Annotated in this window: 21 protein-coding genes; all 21 read left to right on the forward strand. The window is 45.0% G+C overall.

The window, feature by feature from the left end; translation table 11 throughout:
- Positions 1 to 22 precede the first annotated feature (22 nt).
- The 21 genes from flgB (at position 23) to fliR (ending at position 17,430) form a co-directional block, all read left to right on the forward strand.
- Positions 23 to 442: a flagellar basal body rod protein FlgB gene (flgB, locus tag FCL46_RS13110; RefSeq protein WP_136807900.1), complete on the forward strand. Its 420-nt coding sequence runs from the start codon at positions 23 to 25 to the stop codon at positions 440 to 442.
- Between the two features lie 43 nt (positions 443 to 485).
- The gene (flgC, locus tag FCL46_RS13115) at positions 486 to 917 is read left to right on the forward strand and encodes a flagellar basal body rod protein FlgC (protein ID WP_136807899.1); all 432 of its coding nucleotides are present in this window, start codon (positions 486 to 488) and stop codon (positions 915 to 917) included.
- Between the two features lie 6 nt (positions 918 to 923).
- Positions 924 to 1,223, forward strand: a complete 300-nt coding sequence (fliE, locus tag FCL46_RS13120) for a flagellar hook-basal body complex protein FliE (RefSeq protein WP_136807898.1) — start codon at positions 924 to 926, stop codon at positions 1,221 to 1,223.
- A 150-nt stretch (positions 1,224 to 1,373) separates the two neighbouring features.
- A complete protein-coding gene (gene fliF / locus FCL46_RS13125; RefSeq protein ID WP_136807897.1) occupies positions 1,374 to 2,990 on the forward strand; it encodes a flagellar basal-body MS-ring/collar protein FliF in 1,617 nt (538 codons plus the stop codon).
- A 4-nt stretch (positions 2,991 to 2,994) separates the two neighbouring features.
- Positions 2,995 to 3,999, forward strand: a complete 1,005-nt coding sequence (fliG, locus tag FCL46_RS13130; RefSeq protein ID WP_136807896.1) for a flagellar motor switch protein FliG — start codon at positions 2,995 to 2,997, stop codon at positions 3,997 to 3,999.
- Positions 3,986 to 4,888: a FliH/SctL family protein gene (locus FCL46_RS28465; protein WP_136807895.1), complete on the forward strand. Its 903-nt coding sequence runs from the start codon at positions 3,986 to 3,988 to the stop codon at positions 4,886 to 4,888. Before fliG ends, FCL46_RS28465 begins: the two co-directional genes overlap by 14 nt.
- A gap of 37 nt (positions 4,889 to 4,925) precedes the next feature.
- Entirely contained in the window at positions 4,926 to 6,281 is a 1,356-nt protein-coding gene (locus FCL46_RS13140; protein ID WP_136807894.1) for a FliI/YscN family ATPase, read from the forward strand.
- Positions 6,282 to 6,305: 24 nt separating this feature from the next.
- On the forward strand, positions 6,306 to 6,737 hold the full coding sequence (fliJ, locus tag FCL46_RS13145) for a flagellar export protein FliJ (RefSeq protein ID WP_136807893.1): 432 nt from the start codon (positions 6,306 to 6,308) through the stop codon (positions 6,735 to 6,737).
- Positions 6,738 to 6,808: 71 nt separating this feature from the next.
- Positions 6,809 to 7,315 (forward strand): MotE family protein, encoded by a 507-nt coding sequence (locus FCL46_RS13150; RefSeq protein ID WP_136807892.1) that lies wholly within the window; start codon positions 6,809 to 6,811, stop codon positions 7,313 to 7,315.
- 4 nt (positions 7,316 to 7,319) lie between these two features.
- Positions 7,320 to 8,876, forward strand: a complete 1,557-nt coding sequence (locus FCL46_RS13155) for a flagellar hook-length control protein FliK (RefSeq protein WP_136807891.1) — start codon at positions 7,320 to 7,322, stop codon at positions 8,874 to 8,876.
- A gap of 9 nt (positions 8,877 to 8,885) precedes the next feature.
- Positions 8,886 to 9,692 carry a flagellar hook assembly protein FlgD gene (locus tag FCL46_RS13160; protein WP_136807890.1) on the forward strand — a complete coding sequence of 269 codons (807 nt, stop codon included), beginning with the start codon at positions 8,886 to 8,888 and terminating at the stop codon, positions 9,690 to 9,692.
- A 90-nt stretch (positions 9,693 to 9,782) separates the two neighbouring features.
- Positions 9,783 to 11,078 (forward strand): flagellar hook protein FlgE, encoded by a 1,296-nt coding sequence (locus tag FCL46_RS13165; RefSeq protein WP_136807889.1) that lies wholly within the window; start codon positions 9,783 to 9,785, stop codon positions 11,076 to 11,078.
- 525 nt (positions 11,079 to 11,603) lie between these two features.
- Positions 11,604 to 12,371: a motility protein A gene (locus tag FCL46_RS13170; RefSeq protein WP_136807888.1), complete on the forward strand. Its 768-nt coding sequence runs from the start codon at positions 11,604 to 11,606 to the stop codon at positions 12,369 to 12,371.
- Positions 12,372 to 12,382: 11 nt separating this feature from the next.
- Positions 12,383 to 13,168, forward strand: coding sequence for an OmpA/MotB family protein (locus tag FCL46_RS13175; protein WP_136807887.1), 786 nt, complete (start codon positions 12,383 to 12,385; stop codon positions 13,166 to 13,168).
- 92 nt (positions 13,169 to 13,260) lie between these two features.
- Positions 13,261 to 13,773, forward strand: coding sequence for a flagellar basal body-associated FliL family protein (locus FCL46_RS13180; protein WP_136807886.1), 513 nt, complete (start codon positions 13,261 to 13,263; stop codon positions 13,771 to 13,773).
- An 18-nt stretch (positions 13,774 to 13,791) separates the two neighbouring features.
- Positions 13,792 to 14,784 carry a flagellar motor switch protein FliM gene (locus tag FCL46_RS13185; protein ID WP_136807885.1) on the forward strand — a complete coding sequence of 331 codons (993 nt, stop codon included), beginning with the start codon at positions 13,792 to 13,794 and terminating at the stop codon, positions 14,782 to 14,784.
- 1 nt (position 14,785) lies between these two features.
- A complete protein-coding gene (fliN, locus tag FCL46_RS13190) occupies positions 14,786 to 15,169 on the forward strand; it encodes a flagellar motor switch protein FliN (protein WP_136807884.1) in 384 nt (127 codons plus the stop codon).
- Between the two features lie 5 nt (positions 15,170 to 15,174).
- The gene (gene fliO, locus FCL46_RS13195; RefSeq protein ID WP_136807883.1) at positions 15,175 to 15,564 is read left to right on the forward strand and encodes a flagellar biosynthetic protein FliO; all 390 of its coding nucleotides are present in this window, start codon (positions 15,175 to 15,177) and stop codon (positions 15,562 to 15,564) included.
- Between the two features lie 2 nt (positions 15,565 to 15,566).
- A complete protein-coding gene (gene fliP, locus FCL46_RS13200; protein ID WP_136807882.1) occupies positions 15,567 to 16,346 on the forward strand; it encodes a flagellar type III secretion system pore protein FliP in 780 nt (259 codons plus the stop codon).
- A gap of 20 nt (positions 16,347 to 16,366) precedes the next feature.
- On the forward strand, positions 16,367 to 16,639 hold the full coding sequence (gene fliQ, locus FCL46_RS13205) for a flagellar biosynthesis protein FliQ (RefSeq protein ID WP_136807881.1): 273 nt from the start codon (positions 16,367 to 16,369) through the stop codon (positions 16,637 to 16,639).
- An 8-nt stretch (positions 16,640 to 16,647) separates the two neighbouring features.
- A complete protein-coding gene (fliR, locus tag FCL46_RS13210) occupies positions 16,648 to 17,430 on the forward strand; it encodes a flagellar biosynthetic protein FliR (RefSeq protein ID WP_136807880.1) in 783 nt (260 codons plus the stop codon).
- Positions 17,431 to 17,490 lie beyond the last annotated feature (60 nt).

Below are 17,490 nucleotides of genomic sequence, written 5' to 3' on the forward strand. Positions count from 1 at the left end.
TGAAAAGACACAGGCACCCCACATGGAACCCAAATCAGGATTAATAGACCCGGGAATGCAACTGCTGACCAAAGTATTGGATCTGAGGGCACAGAACCAGCAGATTATCGCCGCAAACATCGCAAATGCTGAAACACCGGGGTATTCCCCGGCAAAATTTACTTTTGAAGATGAATTACGCAGCGTCTTATCTTCGCAGTCAGGCCTGCAACTTACCAGTTCACATCAGAAACATATACCGCTTGGGCCGCGAGATATTCAATCAGTTCAGGGAACAATCACCATTAATCCGGATCAGACCGGAATAGGTGATGAAAACGGTGTGAGTGTTGATGAAGAAATGCTTGCTCTCTCAGAAAACGAATTGCTCTATGAAACTGCAGCCCAGTTACTGAAAAAGAAAATGGGTATTCTAAAGTATGTCGTATCGGGCGGACAGTAAGCACCGTGGTCGATAGGAAACCATAAACAAACAAAGGACCATTATGGACATATTCACCACCTTTAAAATAAGCGCCTCAGCATTAAAGGCCCATAGGATACGACTTAACACAATCAGTTCGAATCTGGCCAATGTGGAAACCACTTCAACTCCTGAAGGCGGCCCGTATAAGAAAAAATCTGTGTTCTTTGAAACCAAACCCGTCGGGTTTCAGGACCATCTGGACAGTCACCTCAGAAACGCCACTCAGGGTGTTCAGGTAACAAAGATCCTTGAAGATACAGATCCACCTCAACAAATCTACAACCCTGCACATCCGGATGCCAATGAGGATGGATATGTAGAATTACCTAATGTGAATGTACTAAAAGAAATGGTTGATCTCATGTCTGCAACCAGATCCTATCAAGCAAATGCCACAACGATTAAATCCGCTAAGCGAATGGCACTCAAAGCCCTGGAAATCGGAGGATAACGATAAATGAGTATTACACCGATTATAACATCACAACCGCCAATGCCCTTGCGTCAACCTGACACCAGCAGTGTATCACAGGCCAAATCAGGATTTGGCGAGATACTCAGCAACACACTCAGTGAAGTTAATCAGGAACAGACAAGCAGCGAGGCTGCTGTGGAAAGACTCCACTCGGGGGGAGCCAAACACCTCCACGAAGTTATCATCGCTGTTGAACAGGCTGACGTATCTCTCAGAATGCTTGTACAGATGCGAAATAAGGTCCAGCAGGCGTATGAAGAGATAATGAGAATGCAGATATAATTGAACACCTTCTTTATACTGGTACCAATCGTAGATGATGTGCCCGAAAACACATAGGCAACAACAGACACATACAACCGCATATACTTTTCGAGCTAATTTTGAAGCTGCCCGCATGAAGCGCTGATGCAGTAAAACAGGACAATATGCATGGAAGCAGAACAGCAAATACCTGCTGATGGTATACCTGATACCACTCAGAAGCCTGTCAAAAAAAATGTGATACAACTGGTTCGGGATTGGCCACTCTCAAGGAAAATTGCCACTGGTGCAGTGATCCTCATCAGTATAATTCTCTTTGCCATCCTGATAATTCAGGCGCGGATAGCAGATCAGCAATTGCTGTATGCCAACCTCTCTGAAAAGGATGCAGCTTCTGTTGTGAGCTGGCTTAAAGCACAACGAATCAACTACACATTGAAAAACGGTGGCAGAAATATCTGGGTGCCGGCAGATAAAATCTATGAAACACGCCTTGACCTGGCTGCCAATGGTTTACCTAATGGTGGCAGTGTCGGATTTGAAGTGTTTGATAACCAGAGTTTCGCCCTCACCGATTATGTACAAAAGGTTAATTATACCCGTGCATTGCAGGGAGAACTTGCCCGAACTATCACCTCTCTTGATCCGGTAGAATCAACTCGTGTACATCTCGCCCTCCCAGAAAAACGGCTCTTCAAAGCCCAACAGAAGAAAGCCACCGCCTCAGTAATTGTAACGCTGCTTGCAGGCAGAACTCTGGATACCGAACAGGTAAAAGGCATACTTCACCTTGTTTCGGGTTCCATCACAGGTCTTGAGCCGGAAAACGTCAAGGTAATAGATAGTAACGGCATGGTACTGGAGGCCGAAGAATCTAAAAAGGATCAACTGCTCTCAGTGGATATGCTCGCTTTCCAGCAGGAAGTCGAACACCGCATGGAAATGAGAGCTCAGGACCTGCTCGACAAAACTATGGGTAAAAATAAAGCCATGGTCAGGGTAACGGCGGCACTCGATTTCTCCAAGGTTGAAAAAACTGAAGAACTCTATGATGCAGAAGAACCGGTTATCCGCAGCGAACAGATAGAATCTCAAAGCAGCGGCACCCAAACTACCGGCGGAATTCCCGGTGTTCAGTCAAACCTGCAGGGCAACAGTGGAGAAGCAGGATCCAATATTCCTCCATCAAACAGAAATTCCAGAATTACCAATTACGAAATTAGTAAAACTATCAGCAGAATCGTCAATCCAATCGGTACTGTAACTCAACTGTCTGTATCTGTACTTGTTGCAGATAAAACTGAAACAGATGAGGAAGGAAACGTCAAAAATATTCCGCTGACTGTTGATGAACTGAATTCAATAGAAAATATGGTTTCTGCTGCGCTGGGGCTGTCTACTCAACGCGGAGATCAGATCAATGTTCTCTCCATGCCATTCATTGATCCTCCCGAAGGAGTACTCGAACAGGAAAGTCTGGCTTCCAAATCACTCTATCAGTACTTACCTTTTATTAAATTGGGTCTCGTCTTTGTCGGCGCGTTACTCCTCTATTTCTTTCTTGTCAGACCGGTAATTAAAACAATGAAAGGTGAAGTTACAGAGCATTATAAAACAGTTGAAGAGCTTGAGAAGGAACAGAAGCTTGAAGCACAACAGGGAGAAGAGGAAATTATCGAAGCTCCTCCGACAATTGAGGATGAAATCGTCAAAATACGTCGTGATGTTATGCAGAATCAAGTACCTACAGCTCACATAATCAAAAACTGGATACACGAGGGATAACGGCATGGCTATCGAAACGCTTACCGGGCTCAATAAAGCTGCGGTACTGCTTATGTGTCTTGGCGAGGAAGCTGCATCAAGAATTTTCACAGAACTTTCAGACGATGAAATTCGTCAGGTAACACGCACCATGGCTACCATAGATCACATCCCTGTAGACATTAAGGAAAAGGTTTTGCACAGTTACGCCACTGCGCAGGATGATTTTGCCGGTGTTTTCGTCAAAGGCAGGGATTTCGCCAGAAAATCTCTCGAATCAATCTCCGCTGAGCCTCGAGGCAAACAGCTTCTGGATCAATTTATTTCAGGAACTGAGACCAGATCCCTAGAGACAATTGCGCTCATGCACCCAAGAATGGTTGCAGGCCTGCTGGAAAAAGAACACCCGCAGACTGTAGCCCTGGTGCTTTCCACCCAGCATATTGAACACGCAAGCGAAATTCTTTATCATCTCCCTGAAGAGCTGCGTGCCGATGTTGTCTATCGAATCGCTAAAATCGAAAAGGTTTCTCCTGAGGTAATTTCACGAATCGATGACGCCCTTAACCGCGAAATAGGCCTTGTTGCAGGCGCGGAGCACCGTCAAATTGGAGGACTCGATAAGGTTGTAGACCTGCTTGATCATCTTAAAGACAACATCGATGCAGAGATTCTCGAAGCGATGGAAGAGACTGATCCCGATATGGCTGAAGAGATCCGCAAGCGCATGTTTACTTTTGAAAATCTTGTCGCCCTTGATGGACGCTCACTGCAGATGATTCTACGTGAGGTCAATAACGATTCGCTCACACTGGCGCTCAAAACCGCTTCGGATGAGATGCGTGAGAAAATATTTGCCAATATGTCAGCCCGTGCTGCAGATATGATCAGGGATGATCTCGACGCAATGGGTCCTGTCAGGCTTTCTGAAGTTGAACTCATGCAACAGTCTATAGTGAAAATCGCCATGAAACTTGAAGAGGAAGGTAAGCTTGTTCTCAGCTCAGGAGGTGGGGATGAACTTGTCTAAAGTGTATACGTCAGAAACCGATTTTGAACCTGAAGATCTCATTTCGGGCAGAGTAGAAAGTGAAGCCGTTTTTGGTTCAATTATTACAGCAAAACTCCCGGCAGATCACATATTCAAACCGACTCCTCCCCGACCTCAGACACAGGCGCAACCTGAACCCAAAACTGAACCTGAGCCGGAACCTCAACAGGAACAAAAGACCCGGAACGAGTTTGTTCCACCAGATCAAAGCGTTCCCGAACCACCTCCGGAACAACCGGAGCCCATTACCCCGCCAACACAACAGACAAAACCTGAACCTCCCCGGCCCCCGATTTCCCAGCCTGAAATCCCTGTGAATCCTGAACCGGCAATCCCCCCCACCCCGCCGCTGCCACAGGGTATACCGGTTGAAGAAGTCGAGCAACTCGTGGCCGAATCATATGACAAGGGGGTACAAGAGGGACTTGAACAGGCTGAGGAAGATTTTGGAACAGCTACAAAAACTGTACTAAATATTTGCCAGCAACTCGATTCAATCCGGGAAACAATCCTGCGAAACAGTGTTGGAGAGATGCAGAGCCTGGTACTTGCTATTGCAGAAAAAATTATCAGAAAATCGGTTGAAGACCAAACCGACACAGTTTTACGTACTGTGGAGGATGCAATACACAAAGCGGTAAAATCTGATGAACTCTATGTTTATGTAAACCCGGATGATTTTGACATTGTTGAAAAAAAATCCACCGAGCTTGTAACCACCTTAAGCGGGCTCAATAATCTTATGATCAAACGGGATACGTCAATTGAACGCGGAGGATGTCGTGTAGAATCAGACAACTGCACTGTTGATGCAACTATACTGAGCCAGCTGGAAATCATCAGCGACCAGCTCAAGCAACAGGAATAGAATTCTCTCTTAAAAAGTCACATATTTTCTAATACCCATGCCTCTGCAAGCAACCCATATAAAAGAACTCAACACTATAAAAGTGTGGGGTAAAGTTACGCGAATAGTCGGCCTTGTTGTAGAGGGGTATTGTCCTTACGCATCGATCGGCTCGCTGTGTGAAATCATCCCAAGAGATAATGGCGAGCCTGTTCATGCAGAAATAGTCGGATTCAAGGAGCAGAAGGCTCTGCTTATGCCGCTCGGCGACCTCCGTGGCCTCGGGCCGGGCAGCAGGATTCGTGTAATCCGCGACAGTGCAACAATAGGTGTTGGCACGAATTTACTCGGCAGAGTGATAGACGGCATGGAACGCCCGCATGACGGCATGCCTGCCCCTTTGCTCACAGAAGAGATGCCTCTTTACGCCTCCCCACCGGGTCCTATGCTTCGGCAGAATATTACCGACATTCTCGATCTTGGAGTCCGTGCTATTAATGGACTTACCACCTGCGGCATGGGACAGCGAATGGGCATCATGGCTGGCTCAGGTGTAGGAAAATCCGTTTTACTCGGAATGATGTCAAGATATGCAAAGGCTGATATTAACGTAATTGCACTCATTGGCGAGCGTGGCAGAGAAGTACGGGAATTTATTGAACGAGATCTCGGGAAAGAAGGACTTGCCCGTTCGGTGCTTGTCGTTGTCACATCAGACCAATCCCCTCTTTTACGAATGCGTGGTGCTTTTGTCGCTACTACAATTGCCGAATATTTCTGTAAACAGGGTAAGAATGTCCTGTTAATGATGGATTCTGTTACCCGTTTTGCCATGGCCATGCGTGAAATAGGACTCGCCGTCGGTGAGCCACCAACGACAAAAGGATATACACCTTCAGTTTTTGCAACACTCCCAAAGCTGCTTGAGCGAGCTGGCCGATTTCGTGACCAGGGATCAATCACAGGTATTTATACAGTGCTTGTCGATGGTGATGATATGACAGAACCTGTGGCCGACTCAGTACGTTCTATTCTTGACGGCCATATAGTGTTGTCACGGAACATTGCCGCCAGAAATCACTATCCGGCAATTGACATTCTCAATTCCGCCAGCAGAGTAATGCGGGATATAATATCTCCGAGGCATCTTGAACTTGCAGGAAAAGCCAGAACTACCCTTGCAACGTATGCCGAAGCTGAAGATCTTATAAATATTGGCGCTTACGCCAAAGGTTCAAATCCAAAAATTGATTATGCCATCGGTAAAATCGACACTATCAATGATTTTTTACAACAGAAATTCGATGAATCTACACCGTTCAAAGTGACACTTGAACAACTTGGTGCCATCCTCAGTGAACGGAAAGATGAAAAAACACCTCAAAAGAACAGGCGTGATGGAGATTCAGGCTAATCACTCCAGATAACATATAGAATTATGCAGCCATTTAAACTTGATACAGTACTTGATTTCAGGCAGCGGCTTGAAGATATCGCCAAAAACACGCTTGCTGAAGCACGACAGATGGAAAGAGCCGTTCAGGTGCAACTTGATAATCAGCAGGCAAGCTATGCAACTTTGCTAACGACAATCGATCGTGTTCAAGCTGAAGGGGTTGATATAAATGAGCTTATACGACTTGAGGAACATCTGGTTTTCATTAAAAATCGTATAACCGAACTCAAAACACAACTTGCTAAAAGAAAACAGCAAGTAACTGTATGCCAGAATGAATTGCTGAAAAAAAGCCGTGAAAGACAGGTAATGAAAAAACTCAAAGAAAAGCAAAATACTGCATGGAAGCAGTATCTAAATAAAAAAGAAGCAGCGATGCTTGATGAAATCGCAATCATTTACCACAACAAATAGCTACCCTCATGATTTCAAATACTTCTCAACTCAAACACCCTCTTTCAATAAAAAAATGGATTTGTATCTCTGTGGTAATATCCACCGTGTTACTCCCGATTTCAATACACTGTGCGGTTGCCGCTGACACTGACTTAAAACAGGGAGAACAATTCAACTCAGTGGAGGAGCGCCGTTTATTCAATACAATACAGGCAGAGAGAGCAAACATACGTGAAGAGAAAAAAGAACTTGAACTCAGAAAAAAGGAACTAAAGAGCATTGAGGAGGGTGTCGATAAGAAACTTGCGGAGATTGACAGCAAGCTCGAAGAATTTAAACAGCTTCAAAAAACCATAGAAACGCTTCTCTCTGCAAAATCTGAAGAAGAAGTCAAACGGACCCAGGAACTTGCAAATATTTATGCAAAGATGAGTCCGGACAAAGCAGCACTTGCTCTTTCCGGTCTCAATCCGCAACTGGCAGCAGATCTTCTCGGCAATATGAAGGTTAAGGCTGCAGCAAAGATACTTGATCAGATAACCAGGCAGAAAGCGACTGAACTCAGTACAACATTCTCCACAATTCAAATAGAGTGACCAGATGGCTGACCTAGCTCCCATACTTCCCTTAGCACCGAAAACACCGCAGCCGCCGGCTTCTCTACCGGCAGCATCTGGCAGTAGCACATCTTTTGGTTCAGTTCTTGACGAGGCAGTAACCTCTCAACAACGCGTCAATGAAGCAGGCAACAGTTCAGCAAATGGTTCATCTGGTAATAGAAAAACAGCAGAAAACATTCATGAAGAAGGCAACCTGACAGCAACAAAATCCGCTGACTCTTCTACGAACGAACAACTTGCGAATAATGAGACAGACGTTAATACTATATTTTCAGCACGTTCATCCAAAGGTGCAGACGTTATTGAATCATTACTCAAAAGCGAAACAGTATCCGGCATTGCAATCGCCCTGCAGCAAAACGGATCTGGAGAGAACCTCACACCACACATGGAACGGGTAGCATCCTCACTCCTTTCGCAATTAAACACTTCGCTAGTCCCAGATAGCAGTACTATTCCAAAAGCAGAGCTGTCCTATCAGCAACAAACTGTTCCCACAATTGCATACACGGATTTAACAGGTGGTGCGCAGAATGCAACTGTAACCAACGAAGCGATACTGAGTAACCAGTTACGGGAACTCATCAATGCGAACGAAACAGGGACAGTCACTATTACGCGTCAGCAAACTGCAGAAGTTACCTTAGCTGACCTTCAAAATGGCACCCGCCCATTAACTGTTGCCCAATCACTTGAGTTATCCGCTACAACACAGTCGGTAACCATAGCCACACAAACAGCCACGGGTAACGATCCGCTGATGACAACTGTCAGCCAGCTGACCAGAATAGCGACACCGACAGGCGACACAGCTGTTGAAAAACCGGTACTGACGAAACTGGAAACATTACGTCAGGATGCCCAGAGTCAATTTCTTGAAGCTAAGGCAGAGGCTCAAAATACGGCAAATACCGGCTCTTCAAATCAGCAGTCAACTCAGCAGGAGGCAGCAACGCCAACCCAGGGATTGAATTCTCAACCGCAATTATCCTCTACAGAACAGACTACAGCTTTTTCTCAGACCCTGGCGAATATGCAAAACCCGACCACAGCACAACCGCAGATAGTTACACCTCAACCAGTAACTCTGCCACCGGGATCCCAGATCTACGAAGAGAATATAATGAATCAGGTGACAGAACGATTCCAGATAAATCTTCGAAACCAGGAAACCCAGTTGCAGATCAAACTGCAACCAGCTGAACTAGGTGAGTTGAAAATCGATTTATCCATCAAGGACGGGTCAATAAAAGCACATGTTGTAGCCCAGTCAGGAAAGGTACAGGAGATTTTAGAAAAGAATATGGCCCGATTAAAGGAATTACTTGAAGATCAGGGACTAACTGTCGAGGAAATCCTGGTATCACATAAACCTGATAATAGTGACAGCTTCGACCTACTCCATGAAAACCTTGCCAAACACAATAGACCATCAGGACAGACGAGCCGAAATTTTGACACCAGTTTCAACGAAACCTTTGAAGATATCGTCACGGACACTGAAAGCAGTGTGACCGGCGTAAATGTCCAAGCTTAGGGTAAAGATATGAGTAGTTATATAGAGAATATAAGCCAGGCAGCCACAGCATCTGCAGCCAAGACAGCTACTAAAGACGCCAAAACTGATGAAGTTCTCGGCAAAGAGGATTTTCTTACCCTGCTCGTGGCCCAGTTGCAGAATCAGGATCCGCTTAACCCGGATGACCCGACCGAATTTACAGCACAACTGGCTCAGTTCAGTTCACTTGAGCAGCTGTTTAATCTTAATGAAGGCATGGACGGTCTTGTACAAGCCTATGACAGTGCTGACAGATTATCGACACTCGGCGCAATAGGAAAGGAAGTTGTCTACAGTACCAGCAGCTTCGAATTTGACGGTGAACCTATTGTGATGGGATATAAACTTGACGGGCAGGCCAGCGAAGTAACACTTGCCCTGAGAAAGGATGGTGCAACAGTCGCGATCCTGGAAGGAGAACAACTCACCAAAGGCACGCATTACCTTACCTGGGATGGCACCACAGGCGGCGGTCAACCAGCTGCGCCCGGAAGTTATGAGATAATCCTGCAAGCCAAAGCCGCTGAGGGCGAAAGCGTTGAAGCTTCACCAATAGTGCGATCAGAAGTTACCGGTGTAGATCTTGATGGTGAAAACGGCGGTACATTGATCACAAAAATCGGCGAAGTACCATTTAACACCGTTCTTGGCGTATATGACCCTGCAAGCATTCCAAAAGATACACAATCTGAAGATACCAGTGAAGAAAACGTAAATAATGAGACGGCAGCAACCGATACAATAATAGATTCAGAAACAGATGCGACCCCTGAAGACCCAAGTCAGACCGGGTAACGGAAAGGCGTTATGATCGCCACCGCAGGATTCAATTTTAATAGACAGTACGTAGTATAGATACGCTAAGCTGGAAACGGAGGAGTAATAATGGGTATATCGAGTGCATTATACAGTGGCGTCAGCGGCCTGAACACCAACGCTCAGGCAATGACCGTCATTGGTAACAACCTGGCAAATACAAACACGCTGGGATTTAAAGGGGCACGTACGGTATTTTCAGATCTTCTCTCCAGTACCATTAACGGTTCAGGTGGTTTATCACAGGTTGGCCGTGGTGTTAACGTTTCTAAAGTTGATAATATATTCAGCCAGGGAACATTTGAATCTACTGAGTCGCCACTTGATGTTGCTATTGAAGGTGATGGTTTTTTCCTGCTCAAGCAGCCTGGCGATGACTCGACATATTATTCACGCGCCGGTGCATTCAGGTTTGATGAAGATGGGTTTATGGTTAATCCTGAAGGCTTCCGAGTGCAAGGACAGCAATACGACGCTAATGGAGTGCTAATCCCTGGCAACCCGAGCGATGTACAGATTGCCAACCAGGGACTCGTTGGTGCAAATGTAACCACTGAGGTAACACTCTCCACAAACCTTGATGCAACAGAAATAATCAATGCAGGCCCTGTTGATACTACAGACCCGACAACATATACCTATTCATCATCCACTCAGGTGTATGATACACTGGGCGGTCCACATCTTGTTTCATTTTACTTCAACAAAACAGGAAATAACACCTGGGATTGGAGCTGGAGTACAGTTGATTCTAATGGAGTGGCTATTCCGGCCGGAGCAGCCAACCCTTCAACTCCCGGTGGCACCCTCACCTTCTTACCAGACGGCTTGCTTGAAGATCCAACCAATCCTGGCAATCCCTATCCGGCGGGTGAAACACTTACTGCCAATATCCCGGCAATTGACTGGCAAAACGGAACAACTCCGACAGCCATGACTCTTTCTTTTGATACTACCCAGTTCAACTCGGATTCAGTAGTTATATCCCAGAACCAGAACGGGTATGGAGCAGGTGAACTTACTGGCGTTAACATTAATGAAGACGGTATAGTTATCGCCAGTTACGCCAATGGTGAGCAGGTATTTATTTCAAATCTGGTACTTGGTAAATTTACTAACCCCAATGGCCTTGAATCTGCCGGTAACAACCTTTTTCTTGCAACAACATCATCAGGTGGGTCGAGAATCGGTCTGCCAGGACCTGAACTCGGAAAAATTTTCACCAACTCTCTTGAGCAATCAAATGTTGACATGGGTTCTGAATTTGTACGGATGATTACCGTTCAGCGTGGTTTTCAGGCCAACTCAAAAATCATCACTACAGTCGATGAACTTCTCGGTGAACTGATAAACCTCAAACGATAACGTGTCAGTTTTTTGACCACATCGACGTCCTTGATAACGTAGAAAAGCATTCCATATGGTTTTCTACGTTTTTTTTTACCTCCCCTCCGGCCCTGCCATTGCTGCTCTGTAAATCTCGCTTTCAGATTTCAACATTTCTGCAAATTCTCATAACAAACTTTTTCAGCTATCTCATAAAATACCTAACCATCTCTGATTCCTGACAAATGATCACAAAGAGAATTCCAAAAGCACCATTAATACGATATTAATCGTGTAATTCCTTTTACAGACAATTCCATATTTCACCCTGCAATACCTACCCTTCTACTCTGTATACACATTCCTCTTCCAATCACAACAACCTCCATGCCTGCCTGGAATGAATTTTGCAAACTTGAGTTTTAAATTTCAAAGACCTATGATGAAGAGTGGAAGCATACGGCTGAAAGTATATAGATATCCCGTGCTTCGGAAAGTTCGTCGCATACGGTTAACTCTCAGCTGCACTCATCATTACATGGACTTTTTCAGGAGGATTGTTTTTTGGACCTTTCAACGATTCTGGGTATCGGCGCAGCCTTTGGGCTCATGCTCATGGCGATCCTGCAGGGCGGCCCTCTCTCGATATTTATTAATGTCCCTTCAATTCTCATCGTCTTTGGAGGCACTGCGGGAAATGCACTTGTTCACTATCCATTCAGTGATGTTTTCGATGCGATCAACGTAGCTAAAAAAACATTTCTGCATAAAGAACAACCGATCAATGATCTCATTATTCAATTAATGGAATTTGCGAACAAAGCTCGTAAAGAAGGAATACTTGCCCTTCAGGGAGCTATGGAAGAAGTAAAAGACGAGTTTCTGATTAAAGCCATGCAAATGGCTGTAGATGGGCAGGAACCTGAAACGCTACGGGCTATGCTCTCAACTGAAATTGAATACATTGAACAACGCCATGAAAAAGGCTCTCAAATCTTTCTATCTCTTGCAGCATATGCTCCGGCGATGGGAATGGTTGGAACTCTTATTGGTTTGGTACAGATGCTCCAGACAATGGATGATCCAGCGTCTATCGGTCCAGCAATGGCTGTTGCCCTCTTAACCACATTCTACGGAGCCGTTATAGCAAACCTTGTCTGTACACCGCTTTCAGGCAAACTGCAAATGCGGTCCAAGGCAGAAGTACTGCAAAAGACACTGATCATTGAGGGGATGCAATCTATCCTCTCCGGTGAGAACCCTCGTATTATGGAACAGAAACTGCATTCGTTTATTGCTCCAAAGTTACGCGAATCTACCTTTAATAAATAGGGAGATTTCTCATGGCAGAAGACCAAACTTCTCAGGAAGAGACAAAATGTAAACCGTGTAAATGTGCAGTTGGTGCACCAGCCTGGATGGTTACCTATTCTGACCTGGTAACCCTGCTGCTCACCTTTTTCGTACTGTTATTATCAATGGCCAGCATGGATCCTGTCAGATTTACAGAAGCCTCAAGCTCATTAAAAGATGCTTTTGGCATGCATGCAGAACCGGCCCATGTAGAATTTGCCATTCCGATTTTACCGTCTCCACCAATTACTAAGTTCACACCTGTCCAACAGGCAATGACCACAAAAGTGTATGAACGGGTAAAGTCACAGCTGGATCTAATGCAAATGAACAATGAAGTGGATGCTGTAAAAAAAGACAGTGATACCATAATATTACGGGTAAACGACTCGATACTGTTTAAACCTGGACAAGCCAAAGTTTCGCCAAATTCATACCCCATACTTCGGAATATTGCTGATATTATCAGACCATTACCGATGAAGCTGAGAATTGAAGGGCATACTGATGACATATTGATATCACAAAATCCTATAGGCAACTGGGATTTATCTGTATCGCGTGCAGTATCCGTTATGCGTTTCTTCAAGCAGGGAGATCTGCTTAAAATCGACAGGATGGCAGCCACTGGCTATGGCCCGGATCGACCTCTGGTGCCAAACAGGGATGATGCAACACGTGCCAGAAACAGACGGGTTGAATTTGTACTTCGTCTCGACAGGCTGCAGCAGGAATCAGATAGTCCTGCGAACAGGAAAGGAAGAGTACCTTTATAAATAGACGCTGCCAGTTACGCCAACACTCAGCACATCAGCACAATCGAGACAGGCAATTCATACCAACATTTTAAATAGAAAAAAAGACTATCATGGCTGATCAAAAAGATACCCAGGCTGAAGTCCCTGCAGAAGGTAAGAACAAGAAAAAACTGATCATTATTATTGGTGCTGCTCTGGTGGTTCTTCTTATCGCTGGAGGTATTGCCGGTTTTTTCCTGCTAAAGAAAAAGGAAGTCCCCAAAGAAGACCAGGACCCCGGCCTTGAAGTTCCTGTTCCGGAGTTGAGCCAAAGTTCCACCATCGGACCGATGGTAGATATAAGTGAATTTATCGTCAACATTATCAGTGATGACGTCAACCACTACGTAAAAGCTTCACTTACCGTCGAGCTCTCTAACGAAGAAGTTCAGGAAGAAGTTGAAAAGCGTATGCCTCAGATCAGAGATTCTATTCTGCTGTTGGTGGGCAATAAAACCTATGAAGAACTCCAGGATTTACAGGGCAAGAAGCAACTCAAGGCTGAACTCACCAGTAAAATTAACGGAATACTTCAGGCTGGTAAGGTTAAAGCTATATATTTCACAGACTTTGTAGTTCAGTAAGGGCAAATCGCGACCACTATGGAACCTATTCTCTCGAAACAGGAAATTGCCGATCTACTGATCGCCATTCGTGCTGGGAAAGTATCACTCGACCTTGATGATACACGCGGTTCTGATGATTTTTTACAATGCGAGCCTCTCGATCTGTTTGATATCACACAACGAAAAGATGATCAGGTTCGAATTCCTAATTTTGATTTGATCCTCGACAATTTCTGTCGAAACTATTCAATTTCTCTTACAAACCACCTGCAACGCACGTTTAGCATCACCCGAATCTCTATGGATTCATGTGAATACCGTGAATATTTAACCAAAAGAAAGAACCCGGGAGCAATCGGTTTATTAAATCTTCACCCTCTCCCGCACAGCTCAAAAATTATTTTTGATCACCAGCTGTCCTATTCAATGATTGAAATAATGCTGGGCGCATCTAATGAACTTGATCCGTTACATCTCGAAAGGCCGCTCACAACTATTGAACTGTCCATCGTAAAAACGGTCATGAATGATGCATGTGTTGATATAGACAAAGCTTTTACACCACTCATCAAGCTCGCATCGAATCTTGTTAAAGTTGAAAATGATACCAGACTGGTATCAATAACCGATCCTGAATCGGAGGTTATGGTAGGAACCTTTAACGTTAAGGTTGATGATCTCTCAGGCGAAATTGATTTGGTAATACCTGCAATGACGCTTGATCCTTTACGCGAAAAATTGAAAGAACTGTTGATGGTCGATGTTACTACACGGGATGCATGGAAAGACACATTACAAAATGAACTAAAACGAACAAGCGTTGATGTTATCGCACAGTCAGGCACTATTACCCTGATAGTTGAAGATATACTCAACCTTCAGGCAGGATTAATCATTCCGATCGAGTACGATCCTAATTCTCCGCTCAAAGTCCTGGTAGAGAAAATACCAAAATTTCATGCACGACCAGGAACCATTAACGGGAAAAAAGCGATCAGCATTTTAGGCACATATCAGGAAGGAGAATAGCATGGATCAGAACAACAATTCAGACCAGAGTGCCAGACCGGCACCAGAAGAACTTAAAGAACTTCTCGACAACAGCGATTCGGAAACCAACCAGCAGAAACATAAGCCGCGCGCCGCAGAATCAAATCGAGGCCTGGAATTTCTCTATGATGTTCCACTTGAAGTATCAGTTGAAGTTGGGCGAAGTAAAATTTTGCTAAGAGACCTCCTCCGGATGGGTGAAGGCTATGTTATTGAACTCGACAAAATGGCAGGCGAACCTCTTGATCTCTATGTTAACTCGAGACTTATCGCCAGAGGTGAGGCTGTAATGGTTGGTGAAAAATTCGGTATCCGCCTCACCGACGTGGTAAGCACCAGTGACCGCATAGAAAAGCTGGGGTAATAAAAATGTTACAACGATGCCGTCCCATCATTATAGCGATCATCACATTACCATTATTCATAACACCTGCAATGGCGGCTGAATACCCAGCAGATGAGTTCTCAGCTATTTTCCGGGTTATCTGGGCACTACTGATTGTTCTTGCTATTATTCTCATCCTGTACGCGCTTTTCAAAAAACGCTTCTCCCTTATCAACGCAAACAGCTCAAAATCGATACGAATCCTGGAGATTCAGCCCCTGATGCCAAAAAAAGCGATCTGTCTTGTTGAGGTAAGAGGCAAAGAATACCTCCTGGGGATTGGCAACGAGGATATCACCTTTCTTGCCTCTTTAGATCAGGATACTCCCACATCTTTCAGTAAAGCTCTACATGACTCCAAGGCCAAGTTGTGATCATGAAACGTTCATCGCTTTATAGCACAGCTTTTCTCATCTGCCTGATTCTCGTGGTCGGCAACATCTGTATCGGCACCACTTCAGAAGTCTATGCTGCCGGCCTGCCGACTGTAACTCTCGGCATAGAAGACGCTCAAACCCCTCAACAGGTCTCGACCGCTCTCAGGGTCCTATTTGTTCTCACAATCCTGTCTGTCACTCCCAGCATTATCTTGATGACGACCTGCTACACTCGAATCGTCATAGTGCTGGGATTCCTTCGCCAGGCAATGGGCACCCAGAATATGCCACCGACCCAGATAATTCTCGGACTCTCGCTTTTTCTTTCGTTTTTCATCATGTCCCCTACCCTGAATGAAATAAACGAGAAATCCCTACAGCCGTTTATGGCCGAGCAAATCAGCCAGAACGAAGCACTCGATCGTGCACTTATCCCTATGCGGGATTTTATGTTCAGTCAGGTCAGGGAATCAGAGTTACGCCTGCTGGCCGAATTAACGATGGATGCTGAGCCGATAGATGAGCAGGATATTCCAACCATGACACTCATTCCCGCGTTTATGCTCTCCGAGCTTAAACGAGCCTTTCAGATGGGATTCATGATTTACATCCCATTTCTGGTAATTGACATGATCGTTGCATCCATACTTATGTCAATGGGAATGATGATGCTGCCACCTGTAATCATCTCCATGCCTTTTAAATTGCTGCTATTCGTCCTTGTCGATGGCTGGAATCTCATTGTCGGCTCACTGGTTAAAAGTTTTGGTGTGTATTAAATCAGCTGAGGGAGTAGATCATGGAAATATTTACACCGGATATGGCAATTAATGTCTGCCGTAAAGCAATCCAGACGATTCTTATGGTTGCGGGACCAATGCTTATAGCCGGTCTCCTTGTTGGCCTGCTGATATCCACCTTTCAGGCTGCAACGCAGATCAATGAACAGACCATGACCTTTATCCCGAAGATTGTAGCTGTATTTCTTACCCTGCTTTTTTTCGGACCATGGATAATCCGTGTCATTACAACATTCACCATCGGCGTATTTGAAACGATGGGCACTCTTTAACAGACACCGTGGATCTCAACCTTATACCAGTCGATCAATTTCAGGTGTTTTTAGTAGTCCTTGCAAGAGTTGCAGGATTTATCGGAGCAATACCGGTTTTTTCCTCTGCTCAATCACCGACCAAAATTAAAATCACCATGATATTTGCCTTTGCGCTGCTCCTCTACCCCGCCATGTCAAAGGGGTTACCGGCGGTGAGCTTTGCACCTCTGGCGTTTACACTGTTTCTTGTTGCAGAGGTCTTACTTGGAGCAATTATCGGCCTGGTTGCCAGACTCATATTCACCGCTGTTGAATATGGGGCAACTGTGATTGGTTTCCAAATGGGTTTTGCTGCTGCTAATGTTTTTGACCCGACCAGTGAGCGACAGATAGCTCTGATCTCCCAGTTTCAAAATGTTTTTGCCATTCTGACATTTCTAGCGGTTGATGGACATCATCTATTTTTCAGGCTTGCAATACGATCCTTTGACCTGCTGCCCCCGGGTCACCTCAACCTCAGCGGTGATGCTGTGCCGTTTTTAATGGATCTCGGAGCAAAAATGTTTGCACTTGGTGTCCAGTTCAGTGCCCCGGTACTCGCCATCCTCCTGCTTTCAGGCCTGGTTCTTGGTATTTTGGCCCGTATCTTCCCGCAGCTCAACGTCTTCCTTCTTTCATTTCCTATAAATATCGCCACAGCATTCATTGTCATAGCTTTGACACTCGATCTTGCAAGCGCTCTGTTGCGACGGGAATTTGACCTGCTTGGGGAAACACTCATAAACATGATGGGTTACCTTAACTTCTGAATACACAACAAAAGGATTGAGGTTAAAGTGGAGTAGGACTGAGTAAATTACATTGAAAAT

It is taken from the genome of Desulfosediminicola flagellatus (genome assembly GCF_005116655.2).
GTDB classification, from domain to species: Bacteria; Desulfobacterota; Desulfobulbia; order Desulfobulbales; family Desulfocapsaceae; genus Desulfopila; species Desulfopila flagellata.

Bases quoted from the DNA above. Each gene is read 5' to 3' on its own strand.
- FCL46_RS13165 (WP_136807889.1), top strand. From the start codon at position 9,783: ATGGGTATATCGAGTGCATTATACAGTGGCGTCAGCGGCCTGAACACC.
- fliF (WP_136807897.1), top strand. From the start codon at position 1,374: ATGGAAGCAGAACAGCAAATACCTGCTGATGGTATACCTGATACCACT.
- FCL46_RS13180 (WP_136807886.1), top strand. From the start codon at position 13,261: ATGGCTGATCAAAAAGATACCCAGGCTGAAGTCCCTGCAGAAGGTAAG.
- fliN (WP_136807884.1), top strand. From the start codon at position 14,786: ATGGATCAGAACAACAATTCAGACCAGAGTGCCAGACCGGCACCAGAA.
- fliG (WP_136807896.1), top strand. From the start codon at position 2,995: ATGGCTATCGAAACGCTTACCGGGCTCAATAAAGCTGCGGTACTGCTT.
- FCL46_RS13175 (WP_136807887.1), top strand. From the start codon at position 12,383: ATGGCAGAAGACCAAACTTCTCAGGAAGAGACAAAATGTAAACCGTGT.
- fliO (WP_136807883.1), top strand. From the start codon at position 15,175: ATGTTACAACGATGCCGTCCCATCATTATAGCGATCATCACATTACCA.
- fliE (WP_136807898.1), top strand. From the start codon at position 924: ATGAGTATTACACCGATTATAACATCACAACCGCCAATGCCCTTGCGT.
- fliJ (WP_136807893.1), top strand. From the start codon at position 6,306: ATGCAGCCATTTAAACTTGATACAGTACTTGATTTCAGGCAGCGGCTT.
- fliQ (WP_136807881.1), top strand. From the start codon at position 16,367: ATGGAAATATTTACACCGGATATGGCAATTAATGTCTGCCGTAAAGCA.
- FCL46_RS28465 (WP_136807895.1), top strand. From the start codon at position 3,986: ATGAACTTGTCTAAAGTGTATACGTCAGAAACCGATTTTGAACCTGAA.
- flgC (WP_136807899.1), top strand. From the start codon at position 486: ATGGACATATTCACCACCTTTAAAATAAGCGCCTCAGCATTAAAGGCC.
- FCL46_RS13140 (WP_136807894.1), top strand. From the start codon at position 4,926: ATGCCTCTGCAAGCAACCCATATAAAAGAACTCAACACTATAAAAGTG.
- FCL46_RS13155 (WP_136807891.1), top strand. From the start codon at position 7,320: ATGGCTGACCTAGCTCCCATACTTCCCTTAGCACCGAAAACACCGCAG.
- fliP (WP_136807882.1), top strand. From the start codon at position 15,567: ATGAAACGTTCATCGCTTTATAGCACAGCTTTTCTCATCTGCCTGATT.
- FCL46_RS13160 (WP_136807890.1), top strand. From the start codon at position 8,886: ATGAGTAGTTATATAGAGAATATAAGCCAGGCAGCCACAGCATCTGCA.
- flgB (WP_136807900.1), top strand. From the start codon at position 23: ATGGAACCCAAATCAGGATTAATAGACCCGGGAATGCAACTGCTGACC.
- FCL46_RS13185 (WP_136807885.1), top strand. From the start codon at position 13,792: ATGGAACCTATTCTCTCGAAACAGGAAATTGCCGATCTACTGATCGCC.